Annotated in this window: 27 protein-coding genes and 1 pseudogene; 8 read left to right on the forward strand and 20 right to left on the reverse strand. The window is 35.4% G+C overall.

What is annotated here, in order from left to right:
• The first annotated feature begins 404 nt into the window (after positions 1–404).
• The 3 genes from ACTXGU_RS21350 to ACTXGU_RS21360 are packed head-to-tail and all read left to right on the forward strand — an operon-like array spanning position 405 to position 3,134.
• Complete coding sequence (locus ACTXGU_RS21350; protein WP_443483542.1) at positions 405–1,451, forward strand: ABC transporter substrate-binding protein; 1,047 nt, start codon at positions 405–407, stop codon at positions 1,449–1,451.
• 14 nt (positions 1,452–1,465) lie between these two features.
• Positions 1,466–2,311, forward strand: coding sequence for an ABC transporter ATP-binding protein (locus tag ACTXGU_RS21355; protein WP_443483543.1), 846 nt, complete (start codon positions 1,466–1,468; stop codon positions 2,309–2,311).
• Positions 2,304–3,134 (forward strand): ABC transporter permease, encoded by an 831-nt coding sequence (locus ACTXGU_RS21360; RefSeq protein WP_443483544.1) that lies wholly within the window; start codon positions 2,304–2,306, stop codon positions 3,132–3,134. Before ACTXGU_RS21355 ends, ACTXGU_RS21360 begins: the two co-directional genes overlap by 8 nt.
• Positions 3,135–3,435: 301 nt before the next feature.
• Here the strand turns inward: ACTXGU_RS21360 and ACTXGU_RS21365 are convergent, their stop codons facing one another.
• The 4 genes from ACTXGU_RS21365 to ACTXGU_RS21380 all read right to left on the reverse strand — a co-directional run bounded on the left by ACTXGU_RS21365 (position 3,436) and on the right by ACTXGU_RS21380 (position 6,028).
• Positions 3,436–4,371 (reverse strand): aldo/keto reductase, encoded by a 936-nt coding sequence (locus ACTXGU_RS21365; RefSeq protein WP_443483545.1) that lies wholly within the window; start codon positions 4,369–4,371, stop codon positions 3,436–3,438.
• Between the two features lie 335 nt (positions 4,372–4,706).
• Entirely contained in the window at positions 4,707–5,141 is a 435-nt protein-coding gene (locus ACTXGU_RS21370; RefSeq protein WP_443483565.1) for a DUF4275 family protein, read from the reverse strand.
• An 83-nt stretch (positions 5,142–5,224) separates the two neighbouring features.
• On the reverse strand, positions 5,225–5,611 hold the full coding sequence (locus ACTXGU_RS21375) for a DUF5071 domain-containing protein (RefSeq protein ID WP_443483546.1): 387 nt from the start codon (positions 5,609–5,611) through the stop codon (positions 5,225–5,227).
• A gap of 102 nt (positions 5,612–5,713) precedes the next feature.
• Complete coding sequence (locus tag ACTXGU_RS21380; protein ID WP_443483547.1) at positions 5,714–6,028, reverse strand: hypothetical protein; 315 nt, start codon at positions 6,026–6,028, stop codon at positions 5,714–5,716.
• Between the two features lie 74 nt (positions 6,029–6,102).
• Between ACTXGU_RS21380 and ACTXGU_RS21385 the strand changes: the two genes are divergently transcribed.
• Complete coding sequence (locus ACTXGU_RS21385) at positions 6,103–6,765, forward strand: DUF3885 domain-containing protein (protein WP_443483548.1); 663 nt, start codon at positions 6,103–6,105, stop codon at positions 6,763–6,765.
• Positions 6,766–6,795: 30 nt separating this feature from the next.
• Here ACTXGU_RS21385 and ACTXGU_RS21390 read toward each other — a convergent pair whose 3' ends face one another.
• Positions 6,796–7,359 carry an SF0329 family protein gene (locus ACTXGU_RS21390; protein ID WP_443483549.1) on the reverse strand — a complete coding sequence of 188 codons (564 nt, stop codon included), beginning with the start codon at positions 7,357–7,359 and terminating at the stop codon, positions 6,796–6,798.
• A 122-nt stretch (positions 7,360–7,481) separates the two neighbouring features.
• Positions 7,482–8,006, reverse strand: coding sequence for a DinB family protein (locus ACTXGU_RS21395; protein ID WP_443483550.1), 525 nt, complete (start codon positions 8,004–8,006; stop codon positions 7,482–7,484).
• A 166-nt stretch (positions 8,007–8,172) separates the two neighbouring features.
• On the opposite strand from ACTXGU_RS21395, the gene ACTXGU_RS21400 reads away from it, so the two are divergent.
• Positions 8,173–8,352, forward strand: a complete 180-nt coding sequence (locus tag ACTXGU_RS21400; RefSeq protein WP_443483551.1) for a small acid-soluble spore protein H — start codon at positions 8,173–8,175, stop codon at positions 8,350–8,352.
• Positions 8,353–8,395: 43 nt separating this feature from the next.
• Here ACTXGU_RS21400 and ACTXGU_RS21405 read toward each other — a convergent pair whose 3' ends face one another.
• The 10 genes from ACTXGU_RS21405 to ACTXGU_RS21450 form a co-directional block, all read right to left on the reverse strand.
• Positions 8,396–9,514 carry a GIY-YIG nuclease family protein gene (locus ACTXGU_RS21405; RefSeq protein WP_443483552.1) on the reverse strand — a complete coding sequence of 373 codons (1,119 nt, stop codon included), beginning with the start codon at positions 9,512–9,514 and terminating at the stop codon, positions 8,396–8,398.
• Positions 9,515–9,569: 55 nt separating this feature from the next.
• A complete protein-coding gene (locus ACTXGU_RS21410) occupies positions 9,570–10,073 on the reverse strand; it encodes a hypothetical protein (RefSeq protein ID WP_443483553.1) in 504 nt (167 codons plus the stop codon).
• 205 nt (positions 10,074–10,278) lie between these two features.
• Positions 10,279–11,037 carry a MurR/RpiR family transcriptional regulator gene (locus ACTXGU_RS21415; protein ID WP_443483554.1) on the reverse strand — a complete coding sequence of 253 codons (759 nt, stop codon included), beginning with the start codon at positions 11,035–11,037 and terminating at the stop codon, positions 10,279–10,281.
• A 315-nt stretch (positions 11,038–11,352) separates the two neighbouring features.
• Positions 11,353–13,032, reverse strand: a complete 1,680-nt coding sequence (locus ACTXGU_RS21420) for a glycoside hydrolase family 13 protein (RefSeq protein ID WP_443483555.1) — start codon at positions 13,030–13,032, stop codon at positions 11,353–11,355.
• A 10-nt stretch (positions 13,033–13,042) separates the two neighbouring features.
• Positions 13,043–13,465 carry a PTS sugar transporter subunit IIA gene (locus ACTXGU_RS21425; RefSeq protein WP_443483556.1) on the reverse strand — a complete coding sequence of 141 codons (423 nt, stop codon included), beginning with the start codon at positions 13,463–13,465 and terminating at the stop codon, positions 13,043–13,045.
• Between the two features lie 161 nt (positions 13,466–13,626).
• On the reverse strand, positions 13,627–14,445 hold the full coding sequence (locus ACTXGU_RS21430; RefSeq protein ID WP_443483557.1) for a PTS system mannose/fructose/sorbose family transporter subunit IID: 819 nt from the start codon (positions 14,443–14,445) through the stop codon (positions 13,627–13,629).
• Positions 14,438–15,241, reverse strand: a complete 804-nt coding sequence (locus ACTXGU_RS21435) for a PTS mannose/fructose/sorbose/N-acetylgalactosamine transporter subunit IIC (protein WP_443483558.1) — start codon at positions 15,239–15,241, stop codon at positions 14,438–14,440. Before ACTXGU_RS21435 ends, ACTXGU_RS21430 begins: the two co-directional genes overlap by 8 nt.
• A 63-nt stretch (positions 15,242–15,304) precedes the next feature.
• Positions 15,305–15,781, reverse strand: a complete 477-nt coding sequence (locus tag ACTXGU_RS21440) for a PTS system mannose/fructose/N-acetylgalactosamine-transporter subunit IIB (protein ID WP_443483559.1) — start codon at positions 15,779–15,781, stop codon at positions 15,305–15,307.
• Positions 15,782–16,369: 588 nt separating this feature from the next.
• Entirely contained in the window at positions 16,370–16,897 is a 528-nt protein-coding gene (locus tag ACTXGU_RS21445) for a DUF1456 family protein (protein ID WP_443483566.1), read from the reverse strand.
• A 454-nt stretch (positions 16,898–17,351) separates the two neighbouring features.
• Complete coding sequence (locus tag ACTXGU_RS21450) at positions 17,352–17,861, reverse strand: hypothetical protein (RefSeq protein WP_443483560.1); 510 nt, start codon at positions 17,859–17,861, stop codon at positions 17,352–17,354.
• A 671-nt stretch (positions 17,862–18,532) separates the two neighbouring features.
• Here ACTXGU_RS21450 and ACTXGU_RS21455 point away from each other — a divergent pair.
• Together ACTXGU_RS21455 and ACTXGU_RS21460 are read left to right on the forward strand one after the other, a co-directional pair.
• Positions 18,533–19,732: an aminotransferase class I/II-fold pyridoxal phosphate-dependent enzyme gene (locus tag ACTXGU_RS21455; protein ID WP_443483561.1), complete on the forward strand. Its 1,200-nt coding sequence runs from the start codon at positions 18,533–18,535 to the stop codon at positions 19,730–19,732.
• Positions 19,729–20,559, forward strand: coding sequence for a MetQ/NlpA family ABC transporter substrate-binding protein (locus ACTXGU_RS21460; protein WP_443483562.1), 831 nt, complete (start codon positions 19,729–19,731; stop codon positions 20,557–20,559). Before ACTXGU_RS21455 ends, ACTXGU_RS21460 begins: the two co-directional genes overlap by 4 nt.
• A gap of 474 nt (positions 20,560–21,033) precedes the next feature.
• On the opposite strand, the gene ACTXGU_RS21465 is transcribed toward ACTXGU_RS21460, so the two are convergent.
• From ACTXGU_RS21465 to ACTXGU_RS21475, 3 genes are read right to left on the reverse strand one after another with little or no spacing between them, the layout of a single operon-like run.
• Positions 21,034–21,240, reverse strand: a complete 207-nt coding sequence (locus ACTXGU_RS21465) for a hypothetical protein (protein ID WP_443483563.1) — start codon at positions 21,238–21,240, stop codon at positions 21,034–21,036.
• Positions 21,221–21,472 (reverse strand): DnaA N-terminal domain-containing protein, encoded by a 252-nt coding sequence (locus tag ACTXGU_RS21470; RefSeq protein WP_443483567.1) that lies wholly within the window; start codon positions 21,470–21,472, stop codon positions 21,221–21,223. The genes ACTXGU_RS21465 and ACTXGU_RS21470 overlap by 20 nt, the downstream gene beginning before the upstream one ends.
• A gap of 60 nt (positions 21,473–21,532) precedes the next feature.
• Positions 21,533–22,297, reverse strand: coding sequence for an alpha/beta fold hydrolase (locus ACTXGU_RS21475; protein ID WP_443483568.1), 765 nt, complete (start codon positions 22,295–22,297; stop codon positions 21,533–21,535).
• A gap of 13 nt (positions 22,298–22,310) precedes the next feature.
• Between ACTXGU_RS21475 and ACTXGU_RS21480 the strand changes: the two genes are divergently transcribed.
• Positions 22,311–22,898: a site-specific integrase gene (locus tag ACTXGU_RS21480; protein WP_443483564.1), complete on the forward strand. Its 588-nt coding sequence runs from the start codon at positions 22,311–22,313 to the stop codon at positions 22,896–22,898.
• A 101-nt stretch (positions 22,899–22,999) separates the two neighbouring features.
• Here the strand turns inward: ACTXGU_RS21480 and rpsI are convergent.
• A pseudogene (gene rpsI, locus ACTXGU_RS21485) lies at positions 23,000–23,083 on the reverse strand (30S ribosomal protein S9); the annotation flags it as partial.
• Positions 23,084–23,130 lie beyond the last annotated feature (47 nt).

Below are 23,130 nucleotides of genomic sequence, written 5' to 3' on the forward strand. Positions count from 1 at the left end.
AATTCATCATTCTCTTCTCCTCTATATTAAAATAAAACAAAATTCTTTCCCTTACATAAAAAATACTTTGGTTAAATTTTCATCTATTTAAAAACCAACCACATTATTACATTATTCCGATTGGTAAGCAAGGATTTATTTTTATATTATATAAATTTTTTCACTTTAAAAACAGGACAATAGTTGAAACAATGGGAATTAACCAACAAACAAAAATTTTCTTAAAATTTTTCTAAAAAATAAAACCTTGTATTTTAATCGGAATAATGCAATTATATAAAAATACATAAGATCTGATTGGACAACCAAAGGATCCTTTGTCTTACTTATGCGTTTCAGTATAAGTAAAGCGAAGGATTTATTTTTATATTATATAAATTTGTTTAAATAACGGAGGAACAAAAATGAATGTGGAAAAAAGAAAGTTTCTAAATACTTTCTATGTATTTTTAACTTTAGTCATGTTTACATCGATTTTTCTAACAGGATGCGAACAACAAAAGGCCAGTAAATCAGCGGATGGAAAATATGAAACAACAGAGCTGCGTTACTATAGCAGCCCAGGAGCTGTAAGCTACCCTGAACTAGCGGAAGATTTAGGCTATTTAGGACCTATCAAACTGAAAAATGTCGGCATCCCGCCAAGTGGAGGTCCGCAGGAAATACAAAATGTTGTAACGGACAATGTAGATTTCGGCAGTGCTTTTAACGGCGCCATTATTAAGTTAATTGCAGCGAAGGCTCCCATTAAGTCTGTTATAGGTACTTACGGCATCGATAAAGATTCATGGGTTGGTCTTATGGTGTTAGATAATAGCTCGGTTAAAAATGCAAAAGATCTTATTGGAAAAAAAGTTGCATTAAATACGCTTGGCGCCCACGGAGAATACATGTTGAAAGAATACTTGCAGCGAAATGGTTTAACGAAAAAAGAAATCAGCAGCATCACTTTAGTTCCTGTCCCACTCGGAAATATCGAGATGGCTTTACGACACAATCAAGTTGATGCTGCTCTATTCGGAGGAATATTTCGAGATAAAGCAATACAGCGCGGCGGCATCCATCCTTTAGTTACTGACTATGATATATTTGGCAACTTTACTGCTGGCAGTTATGTAATGAATAAGAAATTTTTAAAAGAAAATCCAAACACCGCAAAACAATTCATTGAAGGAACAGCTAAAGCGATTGAGTGGGCACAAACAACTTCACGAGACCAAGTAATTGATCGATTTATAAAAATTGTGAAAAATCGCGATGGAGCAAATGTAGATACTTCAGGTCTAGAGTTATGGAAAAGTACGGGAATAGCGGGTAAAGGCGGTCTGCTTCAAGATAAAGAATTTAGCATTTGGATTAACCAGCTTGTTAAATCAGGAAAATTAAAAAAAGGAAAGCTTACTCCGAACGATGTGTTTACAAACGATTATAACCCTTACAAAAATCAGTAAAAGGAGAAGAAACAATGACAGCAAAAATCAAATTCCAGAATGTTTTTAAAGAATATAACGTAAAACAAAAAAATACAGTAACAAAATTTACAGCTCTTCATGACATCAATTTTGAAGTAAAAACCGGAGAATTTATGGTGATTGTTGGACCAAGCGGATGTGGTAAATCTACTTTTCTTGATTTAGTCGGTGGGCTGTCAAAACCAACGTCTGGTCAAATTTTTTTAGACGGGAAACCAATAAAAGGCCCTAGCCTTGATCGCGGCATTGTTTTTCAACAATATGCTCTATTCCCATGGAAGACAGCGCAAGGCAATATTGAATTTGGTTTAGAGGCAAAGGGCATACCTAAAAAAGAACGAGTGGAGCAAGCTAAATATTACCTCTCACTTGTTGGCTTGACCGGATTTGAAAATCGATATCCCCACGAGTTGTCTGGAGGTATGAAGCAGCGAGTAGCGATTGCCCGCAGCCTTGCTTATAACCCTGATGTGCTATTAATGGATGAACCGTTTGCAGCATTAGATGCACAAACGAGAGAAACGTTACAAGAAGAGTTGCTTCGAATTTGGGAACAAACAAAAAAAACCATCATCTTTATTACACATGGAATTGATGAAGCCGTTTATTTAGGCCAAAGAGTTGCTGTAATGACCTCTACTCCTGGTACTATAAAGAAAATTATCGATATTCCATTAATGGAAAGAACAGGTGAACAAGATTTACGTGCCAATCAAGAATTCACAAAAATTCGCCACAATATTTGGGAACTTTTACACGAAGAGGTTGCTAGAGCTCAGCAGTTAGAAAAAGAAAAACAATTAGGAAGCATTAAAAGAAAGGAAGTTAAACATGGCTAGTTTAGAAGAAGCGACAGCATTAAGACAAAAAAACACGAAAAAGAACTATATATTGCCAATAGCATTTTTTAAAGCAGCTTTAAAAAGATCGTTGGCTATCCTATTATTACTAGCTATTTGGGAAATAATACCTCGGCTTGGTTTAGTGGAAATTGCATTTTTCCCACCTTTCTCAGAAGTAGCACATGCATGGTTCCAATTATTACTATCGGGTGAATTAGTAAATCATGTAGGGTCAAGTTTATTTCGATCATTTATTGGTTTCTCTTTAGCATTAATTGTAGCGATTCCACTTGGTTTATTAGTTGGCTGGTATAAGCCTGTGGCTGAAACATTAACACCAGTATTAGAATTATTTCGAAACACAGCCGCATTAGCAATTTTACCAGTTTTTATTCTCATTTTAGGCATTGGTGAATCGTCTAAAATTTCGATTGTTATGTATGCATGTTCATGGCCTATTTTATTAAATACGGTTAGTGCTGTAAAAGGAGTAGATCCCTTGCTTATTAAATCAGCAAAATCAATGGGGCTGTCATCACTTCGGTTATTTCAAAAAGTAATACTGCCAGCTTCTGTACCAACCATTTTCACTGGCATTCGTCTTGCAGGAGCAAGTTCTATTTTAGTATTAATTGCTGCTGAAATGGTAGGAGCCACCTCTGGATTAGGCTACTTAATTAATTATTCACAACTAAACTTTGAAATCCCAAATATGTATGCAGGAATTATCACTATCTCGTTAGTAGGTTTAGGAATCAACTGGATATTAACATCGTTAGAACGCTATTTTTCTGCTTGGAAACATTCTCAAAAAGCCTAAAACCTAGATAGAAAATAATTAAAAATCTGAAAAAACACTGAAACAATAAAAAAAGCTTCAGTGTTTTTTTATTAGGCTGTTTTCTCAAAAAAGTTTGTTGTTTTTTAATAATACATTTGGAAAAGCGTTTCTTAGCAGCCTGCATACACGTAGACTCCTCCTGTGGGAATGCGAGAAAGACGAGACCCCGCAGGAGCGTATGCGACGAGGAGGCTTGACGCTCGCCCACGGAAAGCGAAGTGTATGCAGGCTGCGCGTTTAAAAGCAACATTCTATCCGAAAACAGCCTTTATTATCTCCATTAAGGCACCATATTACCTGCTGCTTTATAAATTTGATACCATTCTTCTCTTGTTAATTTAATATCTGCCCCTTTGCATGCATCCTTCATTCTTTGCGGATTCGTCGTCCCAAGCACTACTTGAATATTGGCTGGATGAGTGGTAATCCAAGCAATCGCAATGGCTGTGTTTGTAACACCGTACTTACTTGCAATATTGTCTACCACTTCGTTTAATTGTGGAAAACGTTCTAAATCCCCTAAAAATGGCCCATCGAAAAATCCTGTTTGGAAAGGAGACCATGCCTGCATCGTAATATCATGCAAACGACAATATTCTAAGACACTGCTGTCACGATTAACTGATTGATCAATTTTCATATTTAAAGAAATACCACTATCAATAACAGGTGTATGTGCGATGCTAAATTGAATTTGATTGATTACTAGCTTTTGTGGAATGTATTTTTGCAATAACTCTATTTGGCCAGGATTATGATTGGATACACCAAAGTATCTTACCTTTCCACTTTGATGAAGAACTTCAAACGCCTCTGCTACTTCTTCAGGTTCCATTAACGGATCAGGACGATGAAGCAACAGCGTATCTAAATATTCTGTTTTTAAGCGCTTTAATATTCCATCTACAGATTCTAAGATATGTTCTTTTGAAAAATCATAATACCCTTCTTTCGGACGAATGCCGCATTTACTCTGTATAATCATTTTTTCACGAATCGCTGCATTCATATTAATCGCATCCGCAAAAAAAGCTTCGCATTGACCAATATAATCAGGACCATAAATATCTGCATGATCAAAGAAATTAATGCCTTCATCCATTGCAGTACGAATAAGATTCTCTGCCTCTGTTAAAGAAAGCTGCACTATACGCATATTGCCCATAATAATGTTAGAAACTTCTAAATCAGTATGTTTAATTGTATTGTATTTCATATGTACTCCTCCTTTATACTTTCAATAATAAACTTTTTTCAGACTATTTTCATTGTTGGAGTGAAATATCCCTTCCAATTTTAAAAATATGCTGTTTTCGTAAAGATTGTCGCTTTTAAACTCGCAGCCTGAATACACTTCGCTTTCCGTGGGCGAGCGTCGAGCCTCCTCATCGTCTACGCTCCTGTGGGGTATCGTCTTTCTCGCATTCCCACAGGAGTCTACGTGTATTCAGTCTGCTGAGTACTTCTTTTCCCATTTTTTTACGTAAAAAACAACTAACTTCGAGAAAACAGCCTAAAAATATATGTCATTACTACTAAGTGCTAAAAAATCTATTTATTTTTCCGACTAAAATACGGACCACACCAACCTGTTTCATGCGTTCTCACATAAGTCCAATTAAATCCCTTATCTACTACGTAAACATCATGTTCGTTTACAAAATCATCAGCAGTTAAAGAAAAGGCATTTTCAAGGATGACAGCATCGTCGGAATGCTGATAAAAAACATAACAGGATCTTTTTGATTCTCTATTAAATGCGATATCAGCTTGTTCTTCTTTGTAACATTTCTTTTTTTCATAACTAAATAGATGCCACAAAAAGCCACTCCACCTACCTTCATCATAAAGATAAATAGCTTTCTTTTCTTTCTCGCTAAGATGATTGGCAAAATTGTCTTCCCATTGCTTCCGTAGATAGGTTCCCCATTTAGGTATTTCAGTCACCTTTACTTTTTTACTTCTTAGTGATGATATTAAATCCATCATATCTTCCAACATAACACCACCTTATGATTTATTCCTAATTTCAGATTTAGAAAAAGTTCATTAACAGTCAAACTACTTTCCTAAAACGTTTGTAAAATCCCGTTGGCTTTTTCATCAAGATCTTCTAATCTTTCTTCTGTTGTTGGGCTTTCAACAAGTCTTATTAAATCACTTTTAAATTGCTTCCTTAAATCATCAGGTAATCTTTTGACCAAAATTTCTAAACACCAATACTTCCACACATTATCATTTGTTGCTAAAACATCTTTAATAAGCGGAATAATTTCATTCGGGAATGTTAATAGAAGTTCCGCCACTTCATTTGCTATCGGCCAATTCATATCCTGAGTCCATTCCATAAGACGAGGCAACAAAGGTAATATCTCACTTCTATTCAACTTCTTTAATTGGTCCACTCTTTCAAAGTCATGCTTATTTCTTGGTATAAATTCTGTGTAATTATTCATGTTTCCACCTTGGTGTTTGACTTTTAAACTACTTATTTTTTCTTTATGTACCCATTACCTACCACTTCATTAACCTTATTTGTTTCACTCTGCACCTTTAATTTAAGTTTTATCTAGATTCCGATAAGGATATAATACTTCCTCCACCCATTTTTGGAACATGTTATATGCTTCTTCATCCGTTTTTACAGTGCCAATGTATCCACCTTTAAACTTTTCGTAAAAATATCCATTATTTAAAAATATTTCTTGTATTTCATTGTCTGTTTCAAAATCATCAAAAAACAAATCCATTAAACAATCCTGTCTTACCCAAGCAATTGCTTCAATCAACGGCATGGATTCATCTTTCCAATTCCCTACATGCAGATGATTCCCTGTATAATTGACTGTATTAAAATACTCGTGTTTATTCATGTACATGCTCCTATTAAAAGTTATTATAACATTCAGCAAAAATACAAAATATCGAAATGACAGGAGAATTATTAATGTTAAATAAATTCATGTTCGAAAACTTTGAAAACTTACCCCTAAGAACACCCTTGTTTTATTCATGGAAATATGGCATTCGCTTTGAAATTTCAATACCAGGTGTGAAACACGAAGATAAACGCAATCTTCAGCAAATCAAAGAAAGAAGCACTGGAATTTTTAATAAAGCTTTTAATGATACGGATGAAATGCTGCTCGTCACTGACATTTATAGTGAAAAACATGATACTTTTTTACAAAAAAGACCAACAAAGGTGTATCAAAAATATGTTAAGCGTAAAGAAGTGTTAAAAAAACTGCAATATAGGTTATTGCCAAGCGTATTCTCGGAGGAAGGTTTTGAAGAAGATAATGAAGATATGGTTACCCATCGATTTGTTCTGTCTTGTAAAAAGAAAGATATTCGATATAGTCAACTGCTATCCGCTATAAGCTATGAAGACTTTCCACATCCGACACGTATTTTAAAAAATCACTACCGTCCTGGTTATGATATTTACTTCATAAATGTAACAAAAAAAATGATTTACCACCTATATGATGATCGAGGCTGTGACGTTATCTCTTCTAATAAGGAGGATTTACGTTTACTGTATGAAGAACTAAATAATTGGATATTGTATTATGATCGAGAACAGATTGATCAGTTATTCAAATAATAACAGTTAAAACAAGAGGTGAAATGAATTTTATACCTTCTCACCTCGTTGTTTTAGTCCCTCCACATCACATCTTATTTTGTAGCAATTAATAATCAATGGGTGGGTGTTCTGAGGAAATGTTAATTCTTTCAACCTTCTTTTACCTAACCGTCTATCGAACATCGAAAAAGCCCGAATAATGTTATTTTCTGATTTCACTGCTTCGTCGATAGATAAAGAACTATACATCTTAAAGGATTCATATAGATGATAGCTTGAAAAAATGCTTTCTTTTATCAAGATTTCCTCCGCATCATCTGAAGCTTTTACCAACTCTTGTCGTTCCTGTGAGTTGAACATTACCTTCCAATCTCGGTTATAAGGAATTCCTTTTAGCTTTTTTTCCTCTTTTATTTGTTGATATAACTTCTCATGTTTTACTGCATATGTAACATCCGCAGCACTTAATATTTCTTCTTTTTCAAATGTAATCCAGACTCTCCTTGGACCATCATGAAATTTCCGATAAACCGCTGCATGTAATTCGATACGCCCTTTTAACCTATCACAGAGAAAACTTTCCACCGTATTTTTCAACTTACTCCATTGCAAATCATTTCACCTTCTCTAAAATTTACATTTAATCTCGCTAACCATGATGAGATAATCAAGAAAAAAAGATCAAACCCCACTTTGATAAATTTCACATTCGGGATCTGACCTTTTTTCTCCTGTCACTTTTTCAATATACCTAAATATTCTTTCCAAGGCCCAACATCCGTCCTATATCTCTCAGCCATTACCCGTACAATTTGAGAAATATGCGTTAGATCATGAACAACCCACGTAGAAAGCAATTCCCTTAACTTCACTACGCCAAATGCAGGATGTGAACCCGTCCATTCAAGATGCAATTCAGGATCAATAATACTCTTAAGCTTAGTTATATTTTGTGTTCTAATCGTTTTAAATTCAAACAGCTTTTGTTCAAGCGGTCTTTCAGAACTGTCATTTAAGTGCGAATAACGATCAAACGGCGGAAATGGTTTACTTTCACCTTCCTGAAGAATAAATTCTAATCTTGGTACCCAATTATTTTTCTCTCCCTCAATAAGGTGTTCAACCACTTCAATGACATTCCAAGTTCCTGCTCCTTCATTGCATTGCAGCCACCCATCAGATAACCCAGATAAAAAATACTCCAATGTTTGTGGTGTACGCTCCAGAATCTCAATAGCCTCTTTCATACTAAAATTCATATAACTGCTCCTTTCTATGATGAATCCTCAGGCAACTCCTTCCATAATAGCATGCAACTGCTTATGTTTCTCTAAATCTGTGATAACCGTTTTTTTTGGCAACAAACGTATATTAATCAGCATAATACAAATACTGTAACTGTTAAAAAAGAAAGGAGGTTCTATCATGGACGTACAACGCGCACAAATCATTTCTAGTTTAGAGACAATGGCTAATGTTACATATAACGGAAAACGTATCTATATTGAACATGTAGACCAACAAAATGGAACAGCTACCATCCATCCTCTTGACGATCCAAATACTAAACAAAGTGTTTCAATAGAGGATTTAACAGAAGCATGATTTGGATTTTTTTCAAACAAAACACTACTTCAAGGTAGTGTTTTTATGTACTTGGTTGGCACCTTTCCCCTAGTATTGAGTTTAAAATTTCATGAATCGCTATACCAATTTTGTCATCGTTTTCCTTGTATAGCCACTTTTCAGGAATACTCAAATATTCGCAAGCATTACTATTTAAATATCGATAGATGATCTGCGCTTCATCTATTTCATCTTTCGTAATGACAATGGGAGAATTAGGGCATTTTGTTTTAAAATACGCTAAAATATTTGATTTAATCGTTGCACATTGTTTTTTAATGGATTCTATTTCAAACATTTGATTAAAAAGAACTTTATTCCTGTTAATTAGGAACAGTTTCACTTTAATGTCATCTACGCATTCCATCACAACCATATTGTTATTTTCTTTTGTGAATTCGATTACTTTTTCTTTTTTTAAAAGGGAATTTACAGTTTCTATACAGTCTCTAACCTTTGCTGCCTTTTCAAAATCAAAATTTATCGAAGCATCGATCATTTTTTGTTCCATTTCTTCGAGGATGCTTGTATCTGTCCCCTCAAGTAAAGCAATGATTCTATTAATGATGTGATGGTACTGCTCCATTGCTGAACGGTTAAAACACATGCCGATACACAATCCTAATGAATAGTTTAAGCATGGCGTATTTTTATTGGATAAACTATTACAATTCATTTTAAAAAATTCTTTTATCCCAATGATTGCTTTTTCTACAGTATTTTTGCTTGAATATGGACCAAAATATAGATTGCCGTCATTTTCATTCATCTGATTGGTCTGCTCTATCCTATAAAGCCCTTTATCCATGCGGATCATAATATACGTGTATGATTGAGGACTTTTCATCAATTTATTATAAAATGGTTTTAATTCCTTTATTAAATGACATTCCAACATAAAAGCTTCAAATTCTGTATCAGTTACAATATAGTCAAAATCTCTTAATTGTTTGACAAGCTTTTCAACCTTTTTAGAATGATTCTTGGAGTTTTGAAGGTAAGATTGAACTCTATTTTTTAAATTTTTCGATTTTCCCACATATATGATATGATCAGAGGCATCTTTCCATAAATAAACTCCTGGGGATGAGGGAAGCTGTTTTGCCTTCTCTTTGAGATTTATCGTGATTCCCCCCTTCATTACTTCCTATTATTACATTGCATACTCTACTGATATTCTTATCTATGTATAATCATTATTCATTTCCGTGTTTTTTCCAATAATCATATATAGCTTCTTTAAATATTTCTGCTAATTCCTTGTTTTTTTTCTGCTTTATCCATTCTGCTTGATCAATTGGCAAATTTAATTTTAATATGACTTTTTCATTCGGCATTTCATATTTTCTTATTTCCTCTAAAGTGATCCCCTCTTCTATATTTGAAAAAAAAGAATCGTTTTCGTTCACTAAATGAAAATCTTGATATTCTTCCATATCATTCAGTTCACAAAATAAATTAAGCTGAGGCAATCCTCCTGATAAGCTTTTTAAGTGCATAAATGAATTTATTACTCTGCCATCTTGCAATTCTATCTCTAAAATAAGGTTTTCCTCATGTTTATATTTATTCACAACAACTTCACTTACAATGATATCTAATTCCAAAGTATATCCCGTACTTGACTCAAAGATATAGATCGCACTATTAAATACATGGATACTCTTCCCATCAATTTTTACCGCTTTAACCTCTGCCATAAAAATTCGCTCCTTCCACGCATTATTTCGACAAAAAAAGAGCGATTCCCTGCAAATAAAGCTCATTTCTAACCTCTCATCACATTTGAATCAACTGCCAAATTGCATCATCCGCTCATATAAGTTTTGAGATGATATGTAATATTATGCCTATTTCACGTATTAATCCAAGCTACCTCTTATTTTGTAGCCCGGATTTCTTTTTTTACTCATCAAAGAGAATAAACTCACGATATTTTCGTGCAATTACATCGAGTATCACTTCTAAACCAATAATCGAATGGACTAATTGCTTATGCTGATGGCTCGGTAGTGGAGTTGCTTCAAAAAAGAATGAATAGTCGGCATTTTCACTCAAAAAATTACTACCAAACTTCGTAATCGTCGCAATTGGTACATTTTTCATTTTTAACGTTCGAATGACATCTTTTATACCGGCTGTTTCACCGCTAAATGAAGTGAAAATAATCAAATCCTCTTCCATTATGATAGAACTACTTATCGACAAGTTTGAATCGCCGGAAATCAACATATTCGACCGATTCGCAATCATCAAATCCTTAGAAAATTCTTTCGTGAAATTATTCTGTGAAAAACCAGTAGCGTATAAAAAGACCATGCGTGCATCTTTTAACTTCTGTAAGAAAGGTTGAAAATTCGTTTGTTCCACATAACGAAATATCCAATCTAAATCCTGTTTTAATAATTGAGTCAAATCAGAGGGCTCTAATGTTGAGATAGTCATGGACTCGCGAATGACATACTTTAATTCTGAAAATCCACGGTATCCCAGCTTTTTTGCTAAGCGAAGCACCGAACTTTTTGAACTAAGCATCGCCTCGCCCAATTCTACAATATTCATATCAATGACATCTTGCGGTCGATTCATCATAAATTTTACCATTCCTTTTTCAGAATCGGTCAATTTGTCATAATTCATCTTTACACTTAACTCAAATTCCATACCATTTCCACCTTGTAAAATGAATTTCAGATAGGTTTTCACCTAATGCTTTCTCTAAAAAAGTCAGATTTTTCATACAATATTTTCCTACCGAAATTGTTCTAGTACCCAGACTATAATAGATGTATAGAAAAGATCCAACGGAAGCCTGCTCTCTTTTCCTGTAGTTTATCTACATTGCAATTGCTACCCGAATTATTGTTATCACTGTCCACACTATCTGTTTCGACAAGGACTTCAGCCTGTAGACTTTCTTTTCAGTATACCGTAAAAAAGACTAGCAAGAGTAGATTTCTTACTAGTCAAGTTAGTCCTTTATTCTTCAATAAGATAGATTGCTGCTTCATACGGGCGAAGCTCTAAGCTGTCTAGTTCTTTCTTTGTATCATGATAATTTGATAATAACAATTTTCCGGATGATTTTTTTAACTCTTTTGGTAAAGTGTAGTTCACTTTGTTTTCTGCAAATGAACAAATCACCACTAATTTTTGCTTTTCAAGTATACGTATATAACCATAGACATCGGAATCAGTCGGGTTAATCAGTTTATAGGTTCCATCAACAGCAACTGGTAACTCTTTGCGAAGGCGAATTAATTCTTTGTAATGGTAATACACAGAATCTTTATCTGCTAGACAATTTTCTACGTTAATGTTTACATTATCCGGACTAAAATCAATCCAGGGTGTTCCGGTAGTAAATCCAGACTTTTCACTTCCATTCCAAGGCATTGGCGTACGCGCATTATCACGTGATTTCAAAAAAATTGACTTTTTAATGTACGCTTCTGGAAGTCCGTGTTCCTCAAATTCTTTCTTCACTCCTAAGGTTTCAATATCCTTATATTGATCAAAGGCAGTAAAGCGAACATTGCGCATTGCTAACTCTTCCCCTTGATAAATAAAAGGCGTGCCTTTCATCATATGAAGAAGTGTTCCTAACATTTTCGCCGATTCTACTCGATAGTTCGTGTCATTTCCAAAACGGGTAACCGCACGTGGTTGATCATGGTTGCTCCAATAAAGCGAGTTCCAACCACGACCTTCTAGCTTGCATTGCCATTCAGTCATAACGTCTCGCAACTCGCTCATCTTAAAGCGAACATCTGAAAACTTACCATATGGTCCATAGTCTAAATGCATGTGGTCAAAATGAAAGACTAAATTTAATTCTTCTCGATCAGGGTCCGTGTATAAAATCGCTTGATCACTATTTGTATTCGCCGTTTCTCCCACAGTCATGATATTGTATTTGCTTAATACTTCGCGATTCATTTCATGAAGAAACTCATGTACACGTGGCCCATTTGAGGCACCGATATAATATGATTTTGTATAGACTGCATCTTCTGGTGCATCTGGCCAATCTTGACGTTTGCTAATCAAACTGATTACATCCATTCGGAATCCATCAATCCCCAGTTCAAACCAGAATTTCATCATGTCGTAAATTGTTTCACGAACCTTTGGATTCTCCCAGTTCAAATCGGGTTGCTCTTTAGCAAATAAATGCAGATAATATTGTCCGCGACTTTCTACATACTCCCAGGCCGGACCACCAAACGTTGAGCCCCAATTCGTTGGTGCACTTCCATCTTCTTTTGGATCTTTCCAAATATAAAAATCAACATACTCGTTATCACGCGATTCACAAGATTTTTTGAACCATTCATGTTGATCGCTCGTATGATTAACCACCAAGTCCATAATAATCTTGATACCTAAGAGATGCGCTTCATCCAAAAGTCGTTTGAAATCACCCATGGTTCCATATTCAGGATTGATTTTAAAATAATCCGCAATGTCATATCCATTATCTACCAGAGGCGATTGATAAATAGGGTTCAACCAAATCACATCAATGCCCAAATCCGCTAAATAGGGGAGTTTTTCGATAATCCCGTTTAAATCACCTGTCCCACTTCCAGTTGTATCATTGAAACTTTGTGGGTATATTTGATAAACGACACTTTTTTTCCACCAATCTTTTTCCATCAGCTTCTCCTTACTCATCGTCTTCGTCATCTTTTGACATATTCGCTACAAAGTCATTCACATACACTAACTGCTCCTTTGCTTCATTTAGAGCAAAACGGATCTGATCGACTGTTAAATAGTCATTATCAGGCTCCAATATCAAAGACATAATAACCGGTAAATTTATTCCCGTAATCACATGAAAATGCGGACGGGCGGTATATGGGAAGAATGCTTGATTGACTGATCCTCCTAATAAGTCTGTGAAGACCAATACTTCGTCTTCTCCCTTTACATCTTTTAACAATTCTTCAATTTCTTCCTGAATCGGTGTATTATTTAAGTATGCAGAAAGCGCATGAACATTGCCATGATCTCCTGTTATATAGTTCAAAGTATCTTTTACACCTTCTGCCATTTTATGATGACTCGCAATAATAATTTTTCGCATACATTTCGTTTCCTTTCTTTCATTACGTGTTCAAAAAAGCAACAAATTTAGAAGCAAACCAACGAAGAGATTCACAGCTTTAGTTGGGTGCCCTTTTGAACATCCTCTTTAAATGAAGTTTCTGCTAAAATCACTTTGTCTACACTCTGAAGCTAGGCGATTTAAACTCCTAAAATCCCAAAGAATGAGCAAATCAACGCCAATGCAATGACCATGAAAATAATTTGCGTCACGCTAAATTTCTTCGAAGCAATCAATTTGTAGACAACAAATGTTAAAGCAGCTGGTAGTAAAGCAGGCATAATTTTATCTAAAATTTCTGTTTGAATAGGTAATTCTACTTTCCCAGTTTTAAATTCAATTGGAATATTCATTTTTACAACTGAAGGAATTAATGCTCCAACTACTGTTAAACCCATGATTGAAGCGGCTTCGGTGAAGATATTTAATTTATCCCCAAGAGCAGTGATTAATTTCAAACCAGATGTGTGTCCCAATTCGAATAATTTCACACGGAAAAAGAAGAAGAAAATATTTAATAGCAACCAAATAATGGAACCTGTTGGATTTCCTTGCAACCCCATATACCCAGCAATCGATCCCATAATTGTTGGATAAAGTACCCAAACAAGCGTATCTCCAACACCAGCTAACGGTCCCATCATTCCTGTTTTGAATGCTTGAACCGCATCTTTTGACTTAATTCCATCTTTTTCTTCCATCGCCACAGAGGCTCCTAAAAGTAAATTCGCCATCCAGGTAGTGGTATTGAAATAATTAAAATGGTTGTTTAAAGATGCTTTATAATCCTCATCTTTTTTATGGATTTTTCGTAAAATTTTGCTCAATCCATATACAACTGCCGGACCTTGTTGATTTTCATAGTTAAATGTGTTACAAGCCATGAACATATAGCGAATGGCTGCTTTTCGAATGTCTTTTTTCGTTACAACATCATTTGTCTTCTCTGTGTTATTCATCAAAGTCGTCTCCTTCACCAAATGTATCAGCATCTGCCGTCCCAGCTGTCGCAGGGGTTTTATTCATATTTTGTGTGAAGTAGTAATATGCAAATGCAAAACCTAAGATTGCAATGCCCAGGATTGGTAAGCCAAGATACGCAGAAATCACAAATCCAATTAAAAGCATTGTTAAGTATTTCTTCACTGGCATAAATTGAAGTAATAACGCAATCCCAACCACTGGCAGCATAGAACCAGCAATTGATAATCCATCTGTAAACCATTTAGGAACAATTTCCAAGATCAACTTAACAATCTTATCTCCGAATAACACACAAAGTGCAGTTGGAATAGCTGTGGTTAAACCAAAGATTAGAGGTCCAATCCAAAAAATTCGTTCCATTTTCTTGAATTTCCCTTCATTTAACGCACTTTGAGCTGCATGAGATACATATGAATTCAATATTTTCCCTAGAACATCTAATTGAATCCCTAACATTCCGACGGGTACACCTACTGCTAAGGCAATAGCTTTCGCATTTTCAACATCATTGGTTGTACGGATTGCTACATAAATCCCAACAAGTGTCGCAAGACCATAGTTTGGAACGGATGAACCACCAATATTCGCCACCCCTAAAGCCATTAATTGGAATGTCCCGGCTATAATCATTGCTGTTGCCATATCTCCCATAATAAGCCCTGCAATCATTCCAATAATAGATGGGAACCAAGTCGTAATGACAAATCCTTGTTGGTCAAGAACCATCCAAAAGGCCAATGCAATTATGAGTATTCCTTGAATAATTTCCATTTTTTCTCCTCTTCCTAGTCTTCTAGTAATTTCTGACGAAAGGAGCTACTAGAACTTTATTTGTTATTTAATATATTTTTCTAGTGGCTCTTCTACTTCTCCCGGTACAAAGTGGAATGTGACTGGAATTCCTTTTTGTTCTAAAGCTTTTAAATCAGCTACTTCTTTGTCATCTACAGAAACCATTTTCTTCACCGTTGTTTTGCCTTCACCATCAAAAATAATCCCTACGTTTACTTTCGGAATTTGGACGCCTCCCTTAGCAAGCTTCAATAATGTTTCAGGTTCACGAACAACTAATAAAACATTATGGCTATCATATTTTCCCGCATTGAAGTTGGCAATTGCAGTGTCCGTATCAATGATCGACATCCCAGTTCCTGCAGGCTTGCTCATACGCATCGCTGCTTTTTGAACTTCATCTTTACTTACTTCATCATTGACTACCATCAACCGTTTTGCTTTTGTGTGTGCTGCCCATTGTGTTACTACAATTCCGTGAATCAAACGTTGATCAATTCGTGCTAATACTAATCCCATTTTTCTAATCTCCTTTTTCTGATCTTCTTTAGTGAATACGCTTTCTTTTTGCTATAAATTGAGAATAACATCAGAAGAAAACGCTAACAACAGGTTTAAAGCATATTGGGAAAATGATAATTAGAATGAGAAAAGTGTCAATTTTACGGGAAAATTCCCCATCCTTAATTGCTTACTTCTCTCCCTCTTATCACTTTCAACATCGCAATGATGTAAACCACGCTAACAAAAAGCATAACTACACAAGCGAAAATAGGATATATAATTGGTAAACCGAATAGATTTACTATCTTTAAATCACTAAATAAATATTCCGCCTTCATCATATAAACAAAGGAAAAAGCTTTTGTACTACTACTCTATCAATCTTCGACAAATCCGGGACGTACTGTGACCAGAAGTTAGGGAAAATAAAGTTCGCCGATGTTGACCGAAAAGAACATACTGGAGGACAAGGATTTGTATCAAATAAGACCCTCTATTCGGAAATAGTCATTTTACGAATAGAGGGTCTTATTTGGAGTTATTTTTTGTACGGGAAATTTATTTTGTTATCTCTTCAATACCATCTAAGCTACGAGGATTTTTTTATTCTCTATATTTTAAAGCTAATCCTTTTAAGAAATTCCTAGCGTATCTATCACCACACTCTACATAATTCTTATGTCCTTCTTTTCTAAATAAAGCGCTTAATTCTCCTTTTGTTATAACGACTCCTGCTTTTTCTAAGATATCAAGCATGTCCTCACTTGTTAATGCTAGTGCTATTTTCAATTTCTTTAGCAATACATTATTAACACTTCCATTATTCTTTATAGAAATTGCTGGTCTTTCAGGTTGACCTGGTTTTGAATCTTGTTTTCCTCTTTTAAATATAATAAGGCCATTCAAAAATGACTCTAACGTGAAATTATTGCATTCTATATTATCTTCATTTATATCACCATCACTGTCCACTTCATTATGGTAACTGTCCTTCGATTTTATGAGCATCTTTAGCACTTCTTCTTTTGTTACTTCAATGCCTCCAAGTTTAAATATCTCTACCATATCTGCATTTTTTATATCTAGAGCATATCTTAATCTAATTAATATATCATTATTATTCATATTCATCTTTAATCCTCCTGAAATATTGACTATTTTCACAGCATTCAAAGCGTATTCTCCAAAATGCTCTAAATTTAAACCCTTATAATGTTAAATATAGTATCACCAAGAATAGTCCTTAATATTATATCTCCAACACTCGCCAACAATTAAAAAACCTACCACTTTTAAGCATATGCCCATTAAATTAATAGTTTAACACTTTAAAGACATGTTTTATAGTTTACCTGAATTAATATTTGTATAATATATACTAAATATCCCCCTAGATTTTTAGTCATGTATATCACCAACCTATATTAGATTGGCATATTATTTTAAAATACCGCGGTGAATAGAAGAAGAAAAAAGTAAAGGCTGTCGAGATTTCTCGACAGCCTAAGGATTACAGAAGCAATCCTTCTTTATTCAATAAGGTATTTTATTGTTTTATAGCTAATTGCTTTCTTATCGATAAACTCTATTTTTTCAAAATACCTTGGTGAGTAAAATAATAATATTTCCCATTTATTTTCTGTTTGCCAGTCACCATCATTCCCTTGGTGTTAAAGTAATATTTATTGCCTTTTATTTTTTGCCAGCCTGTTTGCATTATTCCAGATGTATTGAAGTAGTACTGCTTGCCGCTTATTTTTTGCCAACCAGTCTGCAGTATTCCGGATGTATTGAAGTAATACTGCTTGCCCTTTATTTTTTGCCAACCAGTCTGCAGTATTCCAGATGTATTAAAGTAATACTGCTTGCCGCTTATTTTTTCCCAGCCTGTCTGCATCATTCCCTTTGTATTGAAATAATACTTTTTGCCATTTATCGTCAGCCAGCCTGTCTGCATTTCCCCGTCTTTATTAAAATTATACTGCGATTTAGAGATTACTTTCCAACCAGTAGAAAATTTACCTGTCGCAGAATCATAATAATGCCAAATCCCATCATATTTAGCCCAATTTGAACCTGTTATAAACTGATACACTTGTACATTTTGTAAGTTTTGGCTTACTTCTCCGTAAATAGCTTCCTGTTTAATTGTAAGTGTGTAAGTAGTAAAATGCTGTATTATGAAACAATCGACAGTTATAATGGTTGTTCTATTATGCCGTTGCGAAACGGTATTTTTTATGTGATATGGCAGGTAATTTTGATTGACTTTCTATTTTGAATCATCTAAACTCTCATTAATACTATCAAATTACTATGAATTAAAACCTTATTAAGAGAAGTGGAGGGACTTGCCCTAATGAAGCTTCATCAACAGGCTTGTTTTTGAGTACTGTGCTACTTGCAACGAGTAAAGTGAAACTTCAATTAGTAGGGGCTCCATCTCTCATTGATTGTTAGTTGAACCAATCGGGCTTTTACGGTCAGTTATCCCCACTTAGTGCCCTTGAAGTGGGGATATTACTACCTGTTAATGCGGGATAAAATCTATACGGGAGATAAGAAGAGCTTTTGTTTACTAAACTCTTCTTTCGAAAAGAAGGGTTTTTGGTATCTAGTTACAGCACCTAGCCTCTCGAGAGTAAAAGCCAAGTCCCCTATGTTGTCAAAGAACGCCTACTATGGCGACTCGTCATTTACTTGTCGAGGCTGAACGAGGTGCTTTCACTTTTCAATGTTATGCGATAAAAAGAAAGAGGGGATAATATGGTACAGTTTCAACAATCATCTATCGTTAATAGTTTGCCACCGATGTTTTTCTTTGAACTAGTAGAAAAAGTTGCTCGTTATCGTGCGAAGGGAATTGATATCATTGATTTTGGACGTGGCAATCCAGATCAACCAACGCCAGTACATATAGTCGAGGCATTAAAAGGGGCGGTGGATATTCCGAGTAATCATGGATATGCTCCACATGGTGGAAAATTAGCTTTTAAACAAGCGATTCAGCAATTTTATAAGGAAGAATATGATGTAGATTTAGATATTGATAGTGAGATTACTGTTTTTGCAGGCTCTGTTATCGGTCTTGCTGAAATTGGACAATGTTTATTGGAGCCAGGGGATGTATTAATGACGACAGATCCTAGTTATCCGATTTATCATTCTACAGCGAAAGTCGCACAAGCCCAAGTGCACACGTTGCCATTAACAGAGGCGCGAAACTTTTTACCAACGTATGAAGATGTCATGCAAGATGTTGCTGCTCGTACAAAATTATTAATGTTGAATTATCCAAACAATCCAACAGGTGCAGTTGCTACTGCTTCGTTTTTTGAAGAAACAGTAGCTTTCGCAAAACAACATCATATTGCTGTCTTTCATGATTTTGCCTATGGAGCTTTTGGATTTGATGGTGAAAAACCACGTAGCTTTTTACAAACAGAAGGGGCAAAAGAGTATGGAATCGAAGTATATACGCTGTCCAAAACATTTAATATGGCGGGATGGCGCGTAGCTTTTGCAGTCGGAAACGCTTCTATTATCCGTGCACTGAATAATTTCCAAGACCATACAGCAAGCGGTCTCTTTGGAGCTGTTCAAGATGCAGCATCAGCGGCATTAAATGGCCCGAAAAAACCTGTACAAGAGTTGAAAAATTTATATGAGACGAGACGTAATACACTCGTGACAACTTTTAAAGATATTGGCTGGGAGATTGAGCCTTCTAAAGGATCATTTTTTGTATGGGCGAAAATTCCAGCGCTGTATACATCAGAAGCGTTTGCTGAAAAACTATTAGTAGAGGCACATGTTGCAGTTGCACCAGGAACAGGATTTGGTCCTGGAGGAGAAGGTTATGTGAGACTTGGTTTACTAGAGTCAGAAGATAGAATACGAGAAGCTGCAAGAAGAATTGCAAATACAGGTATATTTGATTATGCATTATTGGAGGGTAAAGGATGAAAAAGTGGATTAGTCTTTTTATAGTAGTCTCTATTATCTTTGTATTGACGGGTTGTGGAAATGACGAAAAGAAAGCTAGTAGCGATCCTAATAAGAAAAGTTTAATAGTTGGTTTTAGTCCTGGCCCGTATATCGATGAATTTAAAGAGGGAATTGAACCACAATTGAAGAAAAAAGGATATACGATTGAGTATAAGAATTTTAGTGACGGTGTGCAAGAAAACTTAGCGTTGGATGAAGGAAGTGTAGACGCAAACGTGTTTCAACATCGTACATACTTAACTTCCATCAATAATAAAGAAAAAATTAATAATGTTCCAATCGTGCAGGTGCCAACACCTCCCATGGGGATTTATTCTAAGAAAGAGAAATCTCTTGAAAATATTAAAAATGGTGCGAGTGTAGCAATTCCAAGTGATCCATCTAATATGGCAAGGGCGCTCGGAATACTAAAAGAAGCTGGATTAATTGAAATAAAAGAGAACGATCCATTGTCCGTTTCTTTAAATGACGTCACGAGTAATCCACACAAACTCAATTTAATACCATTAGAATCCGCAAATGCTGCGAGGGCGTTAGATGATAGTGATTATGTAGCAATTCAAGGGAATTTTGCTGTGTCGAATGGATTAAAATTAAAAAATGCCTTGAAATTAGAGAATATGACTGAACCGTTTATTAACATTGTTGCAGTAACCGACAAGAACAAAGATGCTCAATGGGCGAAAGATATTGTATCGGCATATAAAAATCAGTCATTTCAGGACGTAATTGAAGCAGATAGCAAATATGATAATTATCGTTTACCGGATTATTTTAAAAAATAAACATTAGTAAGGATAGGGATATAGTAATACGCCTAATAAAACCGTATCTTACACTTTGTAGGATACGGTTTTTTTGGTATGTCTAGTGTTGCAGTGTCTAGAACTCTTTCCGGATTAAAAGTAAATAAACAATAAGCATCTTCTATCCCGCACTAACGGGCAGTAAAACCCATACCGATTGGGGTTGCGCTCTATCAGTAGTTAATATTTTTCTTGGTCTACCACGACCAGGTGGTTGTTCTTCGCCAATTAATTTTGGTACAGTGACGCCCCAAAGCAACCCGATATTTGTCGAATGTAAGTAAAATATTTGATAGTGAACCCGTTCTTCATTCGCACCAATTCTCTACGAACCTTCTCGCTCTATGTACATAATCTTTTGGTACTATTTGACTCTCCTATCTTGGGTAATGTCAGATTGAGACTTCTGATGTCTATGAATTCACTGATTCTGGGATTTTTATGTTTGTTGAGTTATTCCTTCTCAAGTGATTGGAACCAGTTTATCCCTTCCCTTTTAGCTTCTTCAGGTGTATGTGTATTAAACTGAGCAAGTAGGCTTGAATGAATTTGCTTCACTTGATTAGAGGATAAGCCAATCTCCTTGCAGGCAAGCAATATATACCCCATCTCTTGTTCCTTATCCATCTCAATTTTAGTATTAATATTTTTGTATATCAAGGAATATAACTTTTACTTTGAAATCTTGACCAGTTAACTCTTTTAACACTTCCATAAAGAGATGCTCATATCCCTCCTTGATCCATTCCTTTGAAAAGTCATTTGCCTCCGTAATTACCAGTGTATGTTCGTCCAATATTTTGCCTGATGCCGATGCAATCCAAGTATCGAATGAAGGTTTTGATATCCTAGTTGAGATTTTGATTAAAATAATCTCCCATAAATGGGGAATCCCCTCTTAATTTTTGATCACTGTGACCAGAAATTCTTGATTGTAAAGAGTTTACTTCATCTATTGTAGGTCTTCCAAAAAACTAACCAGAGCCTCCGTAAATTCTTTTGGTTTATCATAATGGATATCATGTTCAGGAGTATCAATATCAATTCTTTTTCCATTTTCTAATAAATCAACTACGCGATCAGCATCCTCATCTGATAACGCTGCTACTAATAAATTGCCGTCATAAGTAGTATTTGCTTTTAAGAACACTGTTGGACTCTTAATCTTTGACATTATTTCTGCCTGATTATAATCTTCAAACCATGAATTATCATAAAATGCTTCTCCGAATTTGCGGTCGAATAGATAAGTTTCGGATTCAAACATTCTATTGATTTGTGGAGGTAAATAAGCTAAATGTACTGGCTCATTTTGATGTTTTTCATGATATGCTATGGCATCTTTCGAAAATTTATTCCAAAGAAAATTCCCAAACATTTTTTTCCAGTAACTGTTCTCTAAAGAGTAAGTGAAGTAATCTTTCACTTCGTGTTGATTTTTAAAGTCTTCATACATTTGAAACCCATATACCCAAACATATGTGTTTTCTCGTCTATCTAGTTCCGTTGAGAAGAAAGGTGAATCTTCAATCACAGTGCCTAGTACAAATTCAGGATAATATGCCGCCATCCATGCTGCAATCATTCCGCCTGATGAATGACCAGATATAACTGTTTTCTCACCTATTTCCACTTCAATAAATTCAGCAAAATCTTTCGCCATTGCCTTAGCTGTATACTTCTCAGGATTCCAATCGGATTCCCCATGCCCATGAATTCAGGACGACGACATGGCTTATACCATGTTTCGACTACTCTCCTTCACAGGAGCACGCAAGGGGGAGCTGTATGCCCTGCATTGGTCGGACGTGGACTTCCATCATAAGTCGATCAGCTTGAAAAAGACATTGATTCACACGAGTGGCAAAAAGCAGCTCCAGACATCGAAAACAAAGGCCTCTCGGCGTGTGGTTAGCGTGGACGATGAAACAATGGCGATCTTAAAGAAATGGCGTAGTAAGCAAATACAGCGCTATCTGACGTTAGAACTTGCCGCTCCTTTTCAATCTGATGATAAGCAGCCAATCTTTACGGTCTATAATCAGTTAAAACATGAAATGGATTATTGCCGACTGGCTTACTTGAATGAAAAGCTGGAGCGGATCTATCAAAAGAACCCAGAGCTGCCGCAAATAAATGTTCACGCCTTTAGGCATACACATGCCAGTTTGTTATTTGCAGCTGGTGCTTCCATCAAAGATGTACAAGCTCGGCTCGGACATACGGATATTCAAACCACGATGGATATTTACACTCATGTGACTGATGAAGCGAAGGAGAAAACAGCCAAGATGTTCCAGAAGTACATGAAATTTTAGCTCGGGGTATTCAAGGGGTATTCAATTCCAAATTTGGACATGAAAAAGCCCTCCCTGCTCCATAAGAGCATAGAGGGCAAAACCTTGGTATATAAGGTTTATTAACGTTTTGAGAACTGAGGTGCACGACGAGCGCCTTTAAGACCGTATTTTTTACGTTCTTTTATTTCTTGGTTTCTAACTTCGAAGAAACGTTCTTTTCTTAGAAGTTTTTATTTTAACTATTTATAAT

The sequence above is a fragment of the Niallia sp. 01092 genome (genome assembly GCF_052318935.1).
In the GTDB taxonomy this organism is placed as follows: domain Bacteria; phylum Bacillota; class Bacilli; order Bacillales; family Cytobacillaceae; genus Niallia.